The sequence below is a fragment of the Sorangium sp. So ce1504 genome (assembly GCF_051521635.1).
GTDB lineage: Bacteria > Myxococcota_A > Polyangia > Polyangiales > Polyangiaceae > Sorangium > Sorangium cellulosum_B.
In genome coordinates this window covers 11114494-11127181 of sequence record NZ_CP150365.1, presented here as the reverse complement: position 1 = coordinate 11127181, position 12688 = coordinate 11114494, and the positions used below count along the sequence as shown (strand labels likewise).

Genomic DNA, 12688 nt, shown 5'->3' with positions numbered 1-12688 from the left:
GCCCACGAGTTGCCATGTCAACTGGACGGCCGGGGCCGGCGGGGCCGCCCTCGGCGCCCGCTCACATCGCGTAGCGCAGGATGATCTCGGTGAGCCCCGCCGCGAGCAGCAGCAAGAGCCCGCCCACGAAGCAGAGCAGCGTGAACCGGTCGTCCCGCCACCGCTGCCGGAGCGGCACGATGTCCCGCTCCGGCAGCACGACGGCCCTCAGGGTCGCGTGGATCGGCAGCCCCCCCGGCCGCATCGCGACCGCCACGTTCGGCGGCTGCGCCAGCCCCATGTTCATGAACCGCGTCACCCCCGCGCGGAGCCGGTCCCCCATGCCGGGCATCGCGCTGCCGATCGCCACCGCGCGGAGCCACGGCGCCCGCTCGAACGCGTTCGCCATCGCGATCACCCCGAACAGCTGCTGCAGCCGCGGCATCAGCGCCCGCACCTCGGCCAGGTGCTGGAACGCCCGCGTCCGCGCCTCGGGCGCGTCCTCCGAGCTCACCCGCGCAAGGCAAGTCGACTCCAGCCGCGCGTTCAGCCCCTCGAGCTCCTGGAGGATCCGCGGCCCGGCGTGGTCCGGGCTCGTCTCGAGCGGGAGCGTGAAGCCCCACGGCTCCTCGCGCCCGCGCTCGGCGGTCCACTGGAACACCTCGGCGAAGCCCCAGAGCGTGTCGTAGCGCGACAGCACCACGTACGTCGGCACGTCGGCGCGCAGCGCCCGGCCGACCTCGACGAGGTACGCGCGGATGCGGTTCGCGTACGCGTCGAGCCCCTGCTCGTCGAGCTCGACGAACTCCGCGATGCTCAGGACGAGCAGGATGCCGTCGATCGGCTCGCGCTCCCGCGAGCGGCGCAGCTCGTCGCAGAGCCGCGAGAGCTCGGCCGGCTCCCGCCGCGGGCCGAGCACCGACGCCTCCGGCTCGATGAAGAGCGCCTCCTTCGCCAGCCAGTAAGAGCACCGCGCCCCGGGCACGCCGATCGGGAGCTGCCCGCCGCTCACGGGCCACGTCAGGTTCATCGAGCGGATCACCGTGGAGCGGCCCGATCCGGGCTCGCCGAGCACCAGGTAGCAGGGGACCGCGTAGATCCCCTGGTCGTTGCCCAGGTTCGCCTGCTCGACCAGCGTGTGGACGCTCGCCAGCTCGTAAACGAAGGAGCCGCTCATCGGACCCTTTGGGCGATCGTCCACGCGAGCGCGAGCGCGCCGGCGATCGCGACGAGCGACGCCAGCGCCCGCCCGACGAGGACGGACCGCCAGAACGACTGGGTGGGGAGGTGCTGCACCGCGACGCCCTCGACCTGCACCGGCTTGAGCACCCCGCCCTTCCAGTCCCGATCCGGATCCACGCCGAGCTTGAGCGACAGCTCGCGGCGGATCCGCAGCAGCTCGTCGGTGTTCTGCCCCGGCAGCCCGTAGCGCCCGCGGAAGCCGAGCCCGAGCACGCACGCGTACGTCGCCATGACCGGGAGCGGGCCCTTCCGGACGCGCTCCAGCCGCTCGAAGAACTCGACGCCCGCGTTGTTGGTCGTCCACCGCGACGCCTGGAGCGGGCGCTGCGCCCAGACCGGCCGCAGGTCCGGCAGCGACATCGCGAACTCGTCCGCGCACGCGGCGATCGCGAACATCCCGTCGTCGACCGACGCGATCGGCATCCCCTGCGCGAGCCTGGACCCCTTCAGCTCCTCGAGCAGCAGGTTCGCCTGCCGCAGCACGTGATCGGCCGGCGGCCGCCGCGGGGACTGGCGGAGCATGCAGAGCCAGAGGAGCATCTCCTCACCGAAGACGCCGATGGACGTTTCCACGCGGGCGCGAGCTTACGCCAGGCGCGCACCGACCGTCGACCCGGGCGCGCGTCCACCTTGCGCGCCGCGCGTAGGTCGACGGGCGGTCCGCGTCGGTCCGCGTCGGATCCCGCGCCGCGCGCCGCGGGTGCACCGGAGCGTCGACATCCGGGGGGGGCCGTGCCTATGCTCCGGCCGCTTCTCGAGCCCCCTTCGAGAGCAGCCGGGGTCGCGCGAAGGCGATCCCCTTGAGGAGAGGTCATGTCGGAGATCCAGAGCGTCATCGCGCGCGAAGTCATCGATTCGCGCGGCAACCCCACCGTCGAAGCCGAGGTCACCACGCTGAGCGGCACGGGCCGCGCGGCCGTGCCGAGCGGCGCGTCGACCGGCGAGCACGAGGCCGTCGAACTCAGGGACGGCGACAAGAAGCGCTTCCTCGGCAAGGGCGTGCTCACCGCGGTGAAGAACATCGAGACCGTCCTCGGTCCGGCCGTCCTCGGGATGGATGCGCTCGACCAGGCCGAGCTCGACAAGGTGCTCATCCAGGCCGACGGCTCCCCCAACAAGTCGAAGCTCGGCGCCAACGCCATCCTCGCCGTCTCGATGGCCGCCGCCCGCGCCGCCGCGGACACGGTCGACCTGCCGCTCTGGCGCTACCTCGGCGGCGCCGCGGCGCGCGTCCTTCCGACGCCGCTCATGAACATCCTGAACGGCGGCGTGCACGCCGACAACGGCCTCGAGATCCAGGAGTTCATGATCGTCCCCTACGGCGCCGAGTCGTTCGCGGAGGCGCTGCGCACGGGCACCGAGATCTTCCACACCCTGAGGGGCCTGCTCAAGAAGGACGGCATGGTCACGGCCGTCGGCGACGAGGGCGGCTTCGCCCCGCGCCTCCCGTCGAACCGGGCGGCGCTCGAGTACGTCGTGCGCGCCATCGAGGCCGCCGGCCACCGCCCGGGCGAGGACGTCGGCGTCGCGCTCGACTCGGCGCTCAGCGAGTTCTACGACGCGAAGACCGAGCGGTACACCTTCGACAAGCAGCAGAAGACCCGCGAGGAGATCGTCGCGATCTACGACGAGCTCGCCAAGGCGTTCCCGATCGTGTCCATCGAGGATGGCGTCGCCGAGAACGACGAGAAGGGCTGGCGCCTGCTCACGGAGCGGCTCGGCAAGAAGGTCCAGCTCGTCGGCGACGATCTCTTCGTGACGAACCCCGCGCGCCTCGCGAAGGGCATCGAGGACGGCCTCGCCAACGCCATCCTCATCAAGCTGAACCAGATCGGCACGGTCACCGAGACGCTCGAGTGCATCCGCCAGGCGGCCGAGGGCGGCTACCGGTCGATCATCTCGCACCGCTCGGGCGAGACCGAGGACACGTTCATCGCCGACCTCGCGGTCGCGACGAACGCGGGCCAGATCAAGACCGGCTCCGCGTCCCGCTCGGATCGCGTCGCGAAGTACAACCAGCTGCTCCGGATCTCCTACGCGCTCGGCGACGGCCAGGTCTTCGCCGGCCGCGCGCCGTTCCGCCGCCCCGGGGCGAAGCGCTCCAGCTAGCTCTGTTCTACCCGGCCAGGAGTCCGGCCATCGCTGGCCGGGCTCCTGCGCGGGTCGCCGCGCCTTCGCGCTGGCGTTTCTTGCTTTATTTCCTGGAGGATCCCCCTGCGCTCCGCGCCCCGGCGCCCGTGGTCGAGGCGGCGAGAAGCCCCGCGCGGCGCTGACCGCGCCGTCGGGGTCGATCTTGCAGCGCTACCAGCGGTCGCGCCCGCCGCCGCCGCGGCCACCGCCGCGCCCGCCGCCGCCACCTCCACGGCCGCCGCCGCCGCCGCCACCCCCGCGGAAGCCGCCACCGCCGCCGCCGCCGCCGGGGCCGCCGGTGCGCTCGCGCGCCTCGTTGACCGTCAGGGTACGGCCGTCGAGGTCCTTGCCGTGCAGCGCGTTGATGGCCGCCTGCGCCTGGGCATCGCTCACCTCGACGAACCCGAACCCGCGCGACTGCCCGGTCATCCTGTCTGTCATCAACTGAATCGAGAGTACCTCGACGCCGGCCCCTTCGAACGCGGTGCGCAGGCTGTCTTCCGTCGAATGGAACGCCAGGTTCCCCACATAAAGCCGCTTGCTCATGTCTGCCGCCAATCCCGTTGCACGATCCCCGCTTCCCTCGCGAACGGCCCGGATCGTGCCGCGGGCCGCACGCGAAAACGCTCCCCGACGACCGGCCGTCACCCCACGTTCGGACGAGGCAACCACGTTGCAGCAGGCGGCCGGATCAGAGGTCGAGGACGAACGAGCCTTGAGGCGCTCCGGAAGCTACCGGCCGGCGGCGGGGTACGCAAGGTATTCCCCCAGGCTGGCCGCGTCTGCCTGTTCCTGACCACCGCCGCGCGCGGCGAGCCGGACCGTCGGACGGCGGCGGCGACGGCGCGCACCCCCCGTTGGATACGGCGTGCGCCTCGTGCCGCGATGCCCCGTGCGATGTGGACGAACGGGCTCCGGGCCTCCTCGCGCCGTTCGTGCTCGAAGTCCCGGCGAGCCGGCCGTCAGACCGGCGCGGTACCCTGCCTGTCCGGAGCTCGACCTGGAGGTCCGTCGCGCTCGCCCACGGCGAGCCCGCCGCCGTGCAGCTCGCGGCGATCGGCCGCTTCCAGGACGGCTCCGAGCGCGACGTCACGGCGCAGGTCAGCTCGAGCGCCAGCGACCTCTTCGCCGCGTGGACGCCGGCGAGCTCACGCGGCGGCGCGCGCGGCGGCCACCGCGGCGCGGGGCTGCACGACGCCGAAGCCCTGGCGCTCCGGCGCGATGCCGGGCAGCCCGCGCGCGGTCTTCATCAGGATGCGCCGGCATTGCTGCGGGGAGAGGCGCGGGTTCGCCTCGAGCATCTGCGCCACGACGCTGCTCACGATCGGCGCGGCGAAGCTCGTCCCGTCCACGTGTTTGTAATTGCCGGAGATCACCTTCTGGTCGCGCAGCTTGGCCGCCGCGAGCTGGCGCACGAGGTACGGCTCGCGGCCGGCGATGGCGTCGAGGTCCGGATCGACGCACGCGTGCTCGACGAGCAGCCCGGGCAGCTCCTCGTCCCGGGCGCGGTCGAGCAGCGAGAGGAGCTGCGCCTGCGCCGCCGTCGGCGTCCCGGGCAGGATGGGCGCCGCCAGCCAGATCGCCGGCGCGATGAGCTCCGGCTTCTGCAGCCCGTCGAGGGTGAGGCCGTACGAAGAGTGGTAGTTCCACGTCTGCTCTCCTGCGCCGCCGTCGTCGAGCCCCCCGACGGCGATGACGCTCGGCGCGCTGGCCGGCGGCAGGACGCGGTGCCCCGGGTCGTGCCCCGCGTTGCCCGCGGCGGCCACGACCACGATGCCGTGCCGGGTCGCGTCGTCGGCGGCGCGCGACAGGCTCCCGGTCAGGTACGACTCCTCGTAATCGCCGCCGCAGGAGATGTTGAGCACACGGATCCCGTGCTGCTCGCGGTGCGCGATCACCCATTCGATGCCCCGCCGGATGTCGTCGTGGATGATGCGGTGGGCGAAGCCGACCTTGACCAGCACGAGGTTCGCCTCCCAGGCGAGGCCGCGGAAGCGCCCGTCGGAGAGCGCGCCGTTCCCGGCGGCGACCACCGAGGTCATCATGCCGTGCCACGACGAGGCGTCCCCGTGCTCGAGCGCCGAGGGGCCCGCCTCGGGCGCGAAGAGGTCGTGGTAGGCGAGGACGCGGTTCCGGGGTGTGGTGAGGTCCGGGTGGGCGTAAAAGCCGGAGTCGAGGAAGGCGATGGTGACGCCGCGGCCGGCGTAGCCGGGGTCCGCGTGGAGCCGGTCCGCGATCGGCAGGATGCGCCGGGGGTCGAGGTCGCTTGGAGGCATCGGCGCGACACTATTTCACCGTTCCGCCGCCCCTGCCCTCGGGAACTCCGCGCGAGCCCGCCCGCTCGTCCGGCGGACGCGCGCAGCGCGCCGTCTGGACGGGCGCGCGGCGCTCCGGCAGGCTCGGGCGCATGAGGTCGTTCATCGCGACGATGGTGTATGAGCTCCACCCGGACACGCCCCCGGAAGCGAGGAAGCTCCTCCGCGCGCACCTCGTCGGCAGGCGCTGGCAGGACAGGCACGAGGGCGCGGTGATGCCGTCGACCGCGGTCTGGATCCGCCGCTCCGCGGAGGACCACGAGACGACCGACGACCTGCACGCCGCGTGCGCGCGCGACCTCGGCGACGCGGTGGCCGCCGTGGCGCGGGCGGGGCGGCCGATCCAGGTGCTGCGCGCGTGGATCCAGGTGAGCGGCGCGGGGACCTACGGGCTCGTCACGGTGCCGAGGCCGGCGGACGGCTGAGCGCGCGCCCCGGAAAGCCGCGCCCTGTCGTGGCGCTTCGGATAGGCTTGGATGGCTCGAAGGGAGGCTTGGATGGCTCGAAGGCTGGGGATTGGCGCGGCGCTGCTCTCGCTGGTCGCGCTCGCGGGTGGCTGCGGGGGGCTCTCGACGGAGGAGGCGCAGCAGCGCTGTGCCCAGCTGCGCGACGCGGTGCCGTCCTGCTCCACCGACGAGAGCCACGAGGCGTGCGTGAGCTGCTACGAGGAGTGCGGCGACGCCTGCGAGCCGTCGGGGGCGTGCCCGCAGACGTTCACCTGCGCAGAATGAGAGGGAGCTATATGAGCAAGGACAGGAAGAGCTCGCTGTTGGTCGCCGTCCTCGTCGCGGTCGCGGGCGCCGTGTCCGGCTGTGGCGGCTACGACACGGAGAAGGCGAGGGAGGTGTGCGCCGAGCACGTCGGCGAGGTCACCTCGCCCGCGCGGGCCGCCTCGTACGCCGACTGCATGGACTGTTTCGAGGAGTGCGGTTCGGGCTGCGCCGTGATGGAGAGCGATCCGCCGCAGTTCGCCTGCTCTGACTGATCGCCGCGCGCGCGAGCGTCGCAGGGAGGGGGCACCCCGACGAGGCGCTACGGGAGGGCCAGGCGCGCGGCCTCGCCCGTCGCCGGCGTCAGTTGACCTGGATGCCGCAGTTGAGGAACTCGATCGATGTGTCGATCCGGAAGTGAGAGTCGGTCACGTGGCGCTCGGCGAAGAAGAAGTCGAGCTGATACGTCTTCCCGATCTCGAGCCCGAGGTCGTCGAGGTCGACGACCTCGAGCTGCTCGGCGTGGATGCCCCCGAGGTCGACCACCTTCTTCCCGTTGATGTACGTGAAGACGTCGTCGTCGCCGGCGAACGTGAACTGCTCGCCGCCCTTGTACTGGAAGCCCATGTGCATCTCGAAGGTGAAATGGTAGTTGTGCGGCCGCCCCTCGTTGCCGAACAGCGCCTCGTCGACCGGGAAGAACTCCCGGTTGTTGTACGTCCACACGCCGTCGCCTTCGGGGTCCTCGAACTGCAGCGTGAGGTTCATCGGCATGTTCACGCCCTCGGTGTCGCGGAACCACACGTCGAAGTTCTCCTTGCCGGTCGTGGTCGTGGTGCCCTCGGCCCCGCCGGCATAGACGGGTTTCAGGTCCTCTCCGAGGGTGTCCGTGACGATCATGTGATCGTCGCAGTTGATGCACTTGCCCTCGTCCTGCGGCTCCATGTCGGGGTGCGCCTCCTGGAAGTCGCGCACCCGGCCGGTGAACTTGCCGTCGCACGACTTGCCGGTTTCCTGGTCCTCCCCGGGGTTCCCGCCGACACCGCTGCTGCTGACGGTGGGATCGACCGAGCCGAAGCTGTCATCGTAGCCGCCCGTCCCGCTGGGCCCACCGGTGGTCCCGCCGGGCCCGCCTGCGCCCTGCCCCTGCGATGACGCGTCGCCTCCGCTGCTGCTGTTCCCCTGATTCTCTGCGCTACACGCGCCCAGCACGCCCATAAGCGCAAGCGCCGCCACGCACCCAGCCGTCTTTTTCATCGCCAACCTCGTGTTAAGATGCCGTCCCAAGACCCCGCCGGTAAATTAGCATGAGGGTGTCCTCCCGGCGTGCTGACGTGGTGCGTTATCTTGTGGAATTGCACCCGGCAAATGTGCCTATTCTTTTGATGGTGCTGGGATTTTCTTCTGATGGTGTTCGCTCGGCGAGTCATGGCGCGCAAGCGCGCCGGGCGCAGGGAGCACGTCAATTCGGTGATATCGACGCTTCGGCCACCCGGCGGCCGCCGGCCGACTCCCGAGCTGACGCGCAACGGCCGAATGCCGAGCTGACGGCCACAACCATGCTCCCCTCTGCTGCGCCGGCGGCCCTCGCCCCGCCGCGCGAGGCATCTTTCGTGGCGGTGCGATCTCCTGCCACGTCGTTTCGTCCACGGCGCGCGCCGCTCGTGGCTTGGGCCACGTCGCCGGGGCCGCTGCGCCGGCACGAAAGGCTCGACTTCCGGGCACGCTCGGGTTACGCGAGGTCCGCTCGTCACGGACACGGAAGAGACGCAGGTGCGCAGTGGACCACGAGACGCGGAGCGATACCGAGCCCGGCTCCAGCGCCGCTGAGGCGCGGGAGGCTCTCCACGCCGCCGAGGCGAGCCCGGTGCCTGTCCCGTGGACGGAGCCGCCGCCCCGGCGATCGACCGGCGCCGGCGAGGCGACCTGTCCTGTCTGCCTCGAGCGCATCGCCGCCGGGGTCGCCCTCTGCCCCGAGTGCGGGGAGCCGGCCGACGCGCCCAGGCGGACGGCGACGGCGCCTTCGATCCCCGATGCTCCCAAGGACGCGAGCTGGCTCTCCCTCCACTGGCGCCCGCTCGTCACGATCGGCGCGATCCTGGGGCTCATCAGCACCGGCGGCGCGCTCCGTTACCTGGCGCCCCACCGGTTCGCGCCGTCCCGGGCCGCGTCGCCGGTCGCTCCCCCGGCCCCGGTGTGCGGGGCGCCGTGCTGGAGCGGCGAGTCATGCCAGCTCGGCCGCTGCGTCTGGCAGCGCCCGAACGACGTCGGCCACCTGGCCGACACGCACGCGCCCTCGATCGCCGGCCCCTTCTCGCTCCCCAAGGACGCGCTCGACGCGCTCCCGCTCGACCGTGACCGCTTCGTGGTCGCGCTGTCCGCCGGCCTGGAGGTGCGCAGCTCCCGGACCGGCCAGGCGCTGAGCCTCGTCTCCGAGGCGCCCCACGTCCGGCGCCTGCACCGCGTGGGCGACGTCGTCTACGCGACCGCGCCCTCGCGCATCTACGTGATCGACGCCGCCACGACGCGGCTGCTCAAGACGATCGAGCTCGGCGAGGCCGTGGGCGACATCCAGGTAGGCGCCTCGGGCCGGCGCGCGCTCGCCTCGCTGCCGGCGGCGCACGCGGTGGCGATCCTCGCGACCGAGTACCACGCCGAGATCGAGCGCATCCAGTTCGGCGACGACGCCGTGGGCCCGGTGGCCGTGGACGACAGCGGCACCCGCGCGATCACGACGACGGGCCAGCTCCCGCTGCCCGGCAAGGGCGAGCCGTCGGGCGGCGTCGCCTATCCGTTCGACCCGAGCCGGCTCGGCTCGGAGCAGGATCGCGTGCGCACCTCGATGGTGGGCAACCCGGCCAGCGCGCTCATGATCCCCGACGGCTCGGCGGGCTTCGTGGCCCTCCGGGCCGAGAACACCCTGGTGCCGCTCACCTGGCTCCCGTCGGGCGCGGTCCGGCAGGAGGCGCGCATCACGACGTGCCGGGAGCCGGAGCAGATCGCGCTCGTCCGGAGCGACCGGCGCGCGATCGTGCGGTGCAACGAGGGGCGGGCGATCCAGGTCTTCGATCTGTCGAAGCGCGAGCTGCTCCGCGCCGTCACGTTCCCCGGCCGCGCGCTCGACATGGCCATCGCTCCGGACGGGGCGCAGGCGGTCGTCGCGCTGAGCGGCGACGGGGCGGGCTCGGTGGCCCTGGTCGATCTGAAGAGCTACGCGGCGAAGGTCCACCCGCTCGGCGGCGAGCCGACGCGGGTGCGGCTCGCCCCGGACGGCGGCTCGGCGCTCGCGCTCGGCGATCGCGCCAAGGTCGCATGGGTGCTGCAATGAGCGAGCGTCGCGTCCCGTGCCCGAGCTGCGGCGCGCGGATCGTCGAGGGGGCGCGCAAGTGCCGCGCCTGCAAGGGGTGGCTCGGCGAGCGCCACCGCGGCTCCGTGGGGTCGCTCTCCGGCCGCGAGCCGCGCCTGGCGCGGGCCGCGGTGACCGTGGCGAGCGGCGTCGCGGCCGTGATCATCGCCACCCTGACCAGCCTGAAGTCGCCCGTCGGCGAGGCGCCGCCGCTGACCGCGCTCGCGCCGGAGGGCGCCGCCTCGCGCGCCGCGCCGGACGACGCGCCGGACCCCGCGGCGTTCGGCCCCGACGCCGCCGAGCCCGCGCCGCCCCCGGCGGAGCCGAAGGGCCGCTGGCGCGCCCGCGAGTTCCGGATCGGGGACGTGCACCCGCTCGACGTGGTCTTCAACCCGAGCGGCACGTCGATCTACGTCAGCGCCGACGACGCCTCGCTGCGCGAGTACAAGCTCCAGAGCGGCGAGCTCATCCACAAGGCGTCGATGCCGGCGCAGGGCGACCACATCCGGCTCCTGTTCGACCGCTACGTCGCGGTGCTGCGGCACGAGGACGCCGCGCGGATCCCGGTGATGGACACGACCGCGTGGGATCGCGATCCGGTCCTGCTCGACGTCGGCCGCACGCCGGGCGACATCGTGGCGCTGCCGGACGGCAGGACGGTGGTCGCGGCGACGACGGACACGAAGCGCGTGACGAAGTTCGAGCTGCCGACGGGGGTGCGGCTCGCGAACATCACGCTCCCGCACGCCACGGGGCAGCTGTTCCTCGTGCAGGCCGAGGGGCGCCCCTACATCGCGGCGCTCGGCGCGCTGACGCACGCGGGCCGGCCGGGGGGCGCGTGGATCGACCTGTTCGATCCGAGCGAGTCGCCGTTCGGCGCGACCCGGCGGAGCATCGCGGTCGGGCGCGAGCCGCGCGAGGGCGACATCACGCGGGATGGCGGCGCCGTGTTCTTCCCCGATCGGCTGTCCAACACGGCGATCCTGCTGAGCGTCGCCGGGGTGACCGAGACGAGGAAGACGCCCGTCGGCGTCGGCCCGACCGCGGGCTTCTTGCTCGATGAGGACCGGTACGGCATCACGCTCAACGCCGAGGCGCGGACCGCGAGCGTCATCGACCTGTCGACGATGGAAGTGAAGAGCACGCTCCCGCTCCGCGGGGTGCCGCTGACGGGCGTCACGTCGCCCGACCGCAAGACGCTCTTCGTGGCGCTCGGCGGGACCCGGTGGCCTCCGGTCGGCAGCGGCGTCGTGGTCATCGCGGGCGACCCGCCGAGGGTCGTCGCGTCGCTGCCCACGGGCAAGGGCGCGTGCGCCGTGGCGGTCTCGAAGGACGGCGCGCGGGCGGTGGTCGCGTCGTACTGGGACCGCTCGATCACGGTGCTCGAGCGGTAAGGCCCGGCCGCGGCGGCGGATCGGCGCTCCGCGCATCGCTCGCCCGCGGCTCGTCTTGATGGCCGGCAGGTTTCTCCGAGGTTCCGCGGCGCGCAGGTAACGACATCTCCGGCGAACAGAGGTGTCGAACACGCGCCATCATTTCGTCCCTGTCATCTTTGCGAAACCTCTCTGCGCGGAGAGTGGGAGCAGGCTCAGCAGAGCCGACGGCAGTTCCGAAGGCCGTCTCGTTGCGCTGGCGACGAGGCCACAGCGGTTGTCCTCCAGCCCAACCCCCTGCTCTGCCCATGACCAACAAGCATCCATGTCGTCCGTTGTTCCGTGTGCTCTTCGGCGCGAGCCTCCTTTGTCTGCCTGCGTTTCAGGCGTCGGCTCAGCCCGCGACGGAGCCTGCCGCCGCGGAGCCGCCGGCGGACAAGCCCAAGCCGCCTCCGTATTCGTTGCCGTTTCAGCTCCGTCCGGTGGTCGCCGTGTCCGTCGTGCGCTCCGACACCGCGATCGCCTTCTACAGCGCTCCTTCCGCGAGCTCCTCCGGCTCGACAGTCGCGTCCACGCTGCTCTTCAGCTACAAGGTGACCGACGAGCTGGCCCCGCTCGTGCGGCTCGGCGTCGTCTCGAACTCCCCGCCTGCGGGCGACTCGGGCTTCGGGTTCCTGAACCCTGTCGTCGGCGCCACCTACGCGCTGAAGCTCACGCCGGAGCTGCGACTCGCCCTGTTCCTTGGCCTCACGGTGCCCGTGGGCTCCGGCGGCGGCAACACGCCGAGCCCGGAGATGGGCCCCGCGAGGACGGCGGGGATCTACGCCCGCTCGGCGATGGATAACGCGATGTTCGCCGTCAACGACCTCACGGTCTTCCCGGGCGTCGGGCTCGCCTATGTAGCGCACGGCTTCACCGCGCAGATCGAGGCCACGGTGCTCCAGCTCGTGCGCGTCCGCGGGGAGGACGTGCAGCCGGACTCGTCGAAGACGAACTTCACCGCCGGCGTGCACCTCGGCTACTTCGTCGTCCCGATGCTGTCGATCGGCGCCGAGCTCCGGCACCAGCGCTGGCTCTCGACGCCGGTCTCCGTGCAGAAGGACGCCTCCCGCGCGACGCGCGAGACGACGACGGTGGCCGTGGGGCCGCGCGGCCACTTCAAGCTGGGAGAGAAGATGTGGTTGCGCCCCGGGGTCGCGTTCGCGATGGGGCTCGATGATCCGATGACGGCGTCAGAGCACAAGATCCTGCAGATCGACGTGCCATTCGCCTTCTAGATTCCCGATCCTGATCCGACCATCGGTCCAGGCTCGCTCGCCCGTCCGGCGCGACCGGCGGCCCGAGCAGCCGAGCGATCGCTTCGTGAATCCCCTCCTGGGGTCGCCGTCCGTCCAGGGGCGGGCGCAGCGGGGTCCTCGTGGTATCGATAGTGTATCGATACAGGAGGGGTCTGACGATGTCACGATCGCGGGAGCATGGGGCGGGCGGCGCGGTGTTTGGCGGGATCCGTGTGTGCGCGCCGGTTGTATGGCTGAGCCCCCTCGGGGCGGCACACGGGCTCGGCCGCTCCGGGGTCGCCGACGGCCTCGATGT

At 72.3% G+C, this 12688-nt stretch carries 12 protein-coding genes; 7 read left to right on the top strand and 5 right to left on the bottom strand.

Going from position 1 to position 12688, the window contains the following annotated elements:
- Positions 1-61 precede the first annotated feature (61 nt).
- Both WMF39_RS41930 and WMF39_RS41925 read right to left on the bottom strand, forming a co-directional pair.
- Positions 62-1156: a type VI secretion system protein gene (locus WMF39_RS41930; RefSeq protein WP_437742044.1), complete on the bottom strand. Its 1095-nt coding sequence runs from the start codon at positions 1154-1156 to the stop codon at positions 62-64.
- Positions 1153-1794, bottom strand: coding sequence for a DotU family type IV/VI secretion system protein (locus WMF39_RS41925; protein ID WP_437742043.1), 642 nt, complete (start codon positions 1792-1794; stop codon positions 1153-1155). Before WMF39_RS41925 ends, WMF39_RS41930 begins: the two co-directional genes overlap by 4 nt.
- A gap of 240 nt (positions 1795-2034) precedes the next feature.
- Between WMF39_RS41925 and eno the strand changes: the two genes are divergently transcribed.
- Entirely contained in the window at positions 2035-3330 is a 1296-nt protein-coding gene (gene eno, locus WMF39_RS41920; RefSeq protein ID WP_437295560.1) for a phosphopyruvate hydratase, read from the top strand.
- A 192-nt stretch (positions 3331-3522) separates the two neighbouring features.
- Here the strand turns inward: eno and WMF39_RS41915 are convergent, their stop codons facing one another.
- Both WMF39_RS41915 and WMF39_RS41910 read right to left on the bottom strand, forming a co-directional pair.
- Positions 3523-3897 carry an RNA recognition motif domain-containing protein gene (locus WMF39_RS41915; RefSeq protein ID WP_437742042.1) on the bottom strand — a complete coding sequence of 125 codons (375 nt, stop codon included), beginning with the start codon at positions 3895-3897 and terminating at the stop codon, positions 3523-3525.
- Positions 3898-4499: 602 nt separating this feature from the next.
- Positions 4500-5627, bottom strand: coding sequence for a S8 family serine peptidase (locus tag WMF39_RS41910; protein ID WP_437742041.1), 1128 nt, complete (start codon positions 5625-5627; stop codon positions 4500-4502).
- A 131-nt stretch (positions 5628-5758) separates the two neighbouring features.
- On the opposite strand from WMF39_RS41910, the gene WMF39_RS41905 reads away from it, so the two are divergent.
- The 3 genes from WMF39_RS41905 (at position 5759) to WMF39_RS41895 (ending at position 6651) form a co-directional block, all read left to right on the top strand.
- Positions 5759-6091 (top strand): hypothetical protein, encoded by a 333-nt coding sequence (locus tag WMF39_RS41905; RefSeq protein WP_437742040.1) that lies wholly within the window; start codon positions 5759-5761, stop codon positions 6089-6091.
- Positions 6092-6163: 72 nt separating this feature from the next.
- On the top strand, positions 6164-6397 hold the full coding sequence (locus tag WMF39_RS41900; protein ID WP_437742039.1) for a hypothetical protein: 234 nt from the start codon (positions 6164-6166) through the stop codon (positions 6395-6397).
- Positions 6398-6408: 11 nt separating this feature from the next.
- Positions 6409-6651: a hypothetical protein gene (locus WMF39_RS41895; RefSeq protein WP_437742038.1), complete on the top strand. Its 243-nt coding sequence runs from the start codon at positions 6409-6411 to the stop codon at positions 6649-6651.
- A gap of 88 nt (positions 6652-6739) precedes the next feature.
- Here the strand turns inward: WMF39_RS41895 and WMF39_RS41890 are convergent, their stop codons facing one another.
- Positions 6740-7633, bottom strand: a complete 894-nt coding sequence (locus WMF39_RS41890) for a fibro-slime domain-containing protein (RefSeq protein ID WP_437742037.1) — start codon at positions 7631-7633, stop codon at positions 6740-6742.
- 523 nt (positions 7634-8156) lie between these two features.
- On the opposite strand from WMF39_RS41890, the gene WMF39_RS41885 reads away from it, so the two are divergent.
- The 3 genes from WMF39_RS41885 (at position 8157) to WMF39_RS41875 (ending at position 12372) form a co-directional block, all read left to right on the top strand.
- A complete protein-coding gene (locus tag WMF39_RS41885; protein ID WP_437742036.1) occupies positions 8157-9704 on the top strand; it encodes a YncE family protein in 1548 nt (515 codons plus the stop codon).
- Positions 9701-11116, top strand: a complete 1416-nt coding sequence (locus WMF39_RS41880) for a hypothetical protein (protein WP_437742035.1) — start codon at positions 9701-9703, stop codon at positions 11114-11116. Before WMF39_RS41885 ends, WMF39_RS41880 begins: the two co-directional genes overlap by 4 nt.
- A 287-nt stretch (positions 11117-11403) precedes the next feature.
- Positions 11404-12372 carry a hypothetical protein gene (locus tag WMF39_RS41875; protein ID WP_437742034.1) on the top strand — a complete coding sequence of 323 codons (969 nt, stop codon included), beginning with the start codon at positions 11404-11406 and terminating at the stop codon, positions 12370-12372.
- Positions 12373-12688 lie beyond the last annotated feature (316 nt).

What these genes read in the sequence shown, in the direction of transcription:
- WMF39_RS41930 (WP_437742044.1), bottom strand. Translation starts at nt 1,156, where the DNA reads ATGAGCGGCTCCTTCGTTTACGAGCTGGCGAGCGTCCACACGCTGGTC.
- eno (WP_437295560.1), top strand. Translation starts at nt 2,035, where the DNA reads ATGTCGGAGATCCAGAGCGTCATCGCGCGCGAAGTCATCGATTCGCGC.
- WMF39_RS41915 (WP_437742042.1), bottom strand. Translation starts at nt 3,897, where the DNA reads ATGAGCAAGCGGCTTTATGTGGGGAACCTGGCGTTCCATTCGACGGAA.
- WMF39_RS41910 (WP_437742041.1), bottom strand. Translation starts at nt 5,627, where the DNA reads ATGCCTCCAAGCGACCTCGACCCCCGGCGCATCCTGCCGATCGCGGAC.
- WMF39_RS41905 (WP_437742040.1), top strand. Translation starts at nt 5,759, where the DNA reads ATGAGGTCGTTCATCGCGACGATGGTGTATGAGCTCCACCCGGACACG.
- WMF39_RS41900 (WP_437742039.1), top strand. Translation starts at nt 6,164, where the DNA reads ATGGCTCGAAGGCTGGGGATTGGCGCGGCGCTGCTCTCGCTGGTCGCG.
- WMF39_RS41895 (WP_437742038.1), top strand. Translation starts at nt 6,409, where the DNA reads ATGAGCAAGGACAGGAAGAGCTCGCTGTTGGTCGCCGTCCTCGTCGCG.
- WMF39_RS41890 (WP_437742037.1), bottom strand. Translation starts at nt 7,633, where the DNA reads ATGAAAAAGACGGCTGGGTGCGTGGCGGCGCTTGCGCTTATGGGCGTG.
- WMF39_RS41880 (WP_437742035.1), top strand. Translation starts at nt 9,701, where the DNA reads ATGAGCGAGCGTCGCGTCCCGTGCCCGAGCTGCGGCGCGCGGATCGTC.
- WMF39_RS41875 (WP_437742034.1), top strand. Translation starts at nt 11,404, where the DNA reads ATGACCAACAAGCATCCATGTCGTCCGTTGTTCCGTGTGCTCTTCGGC.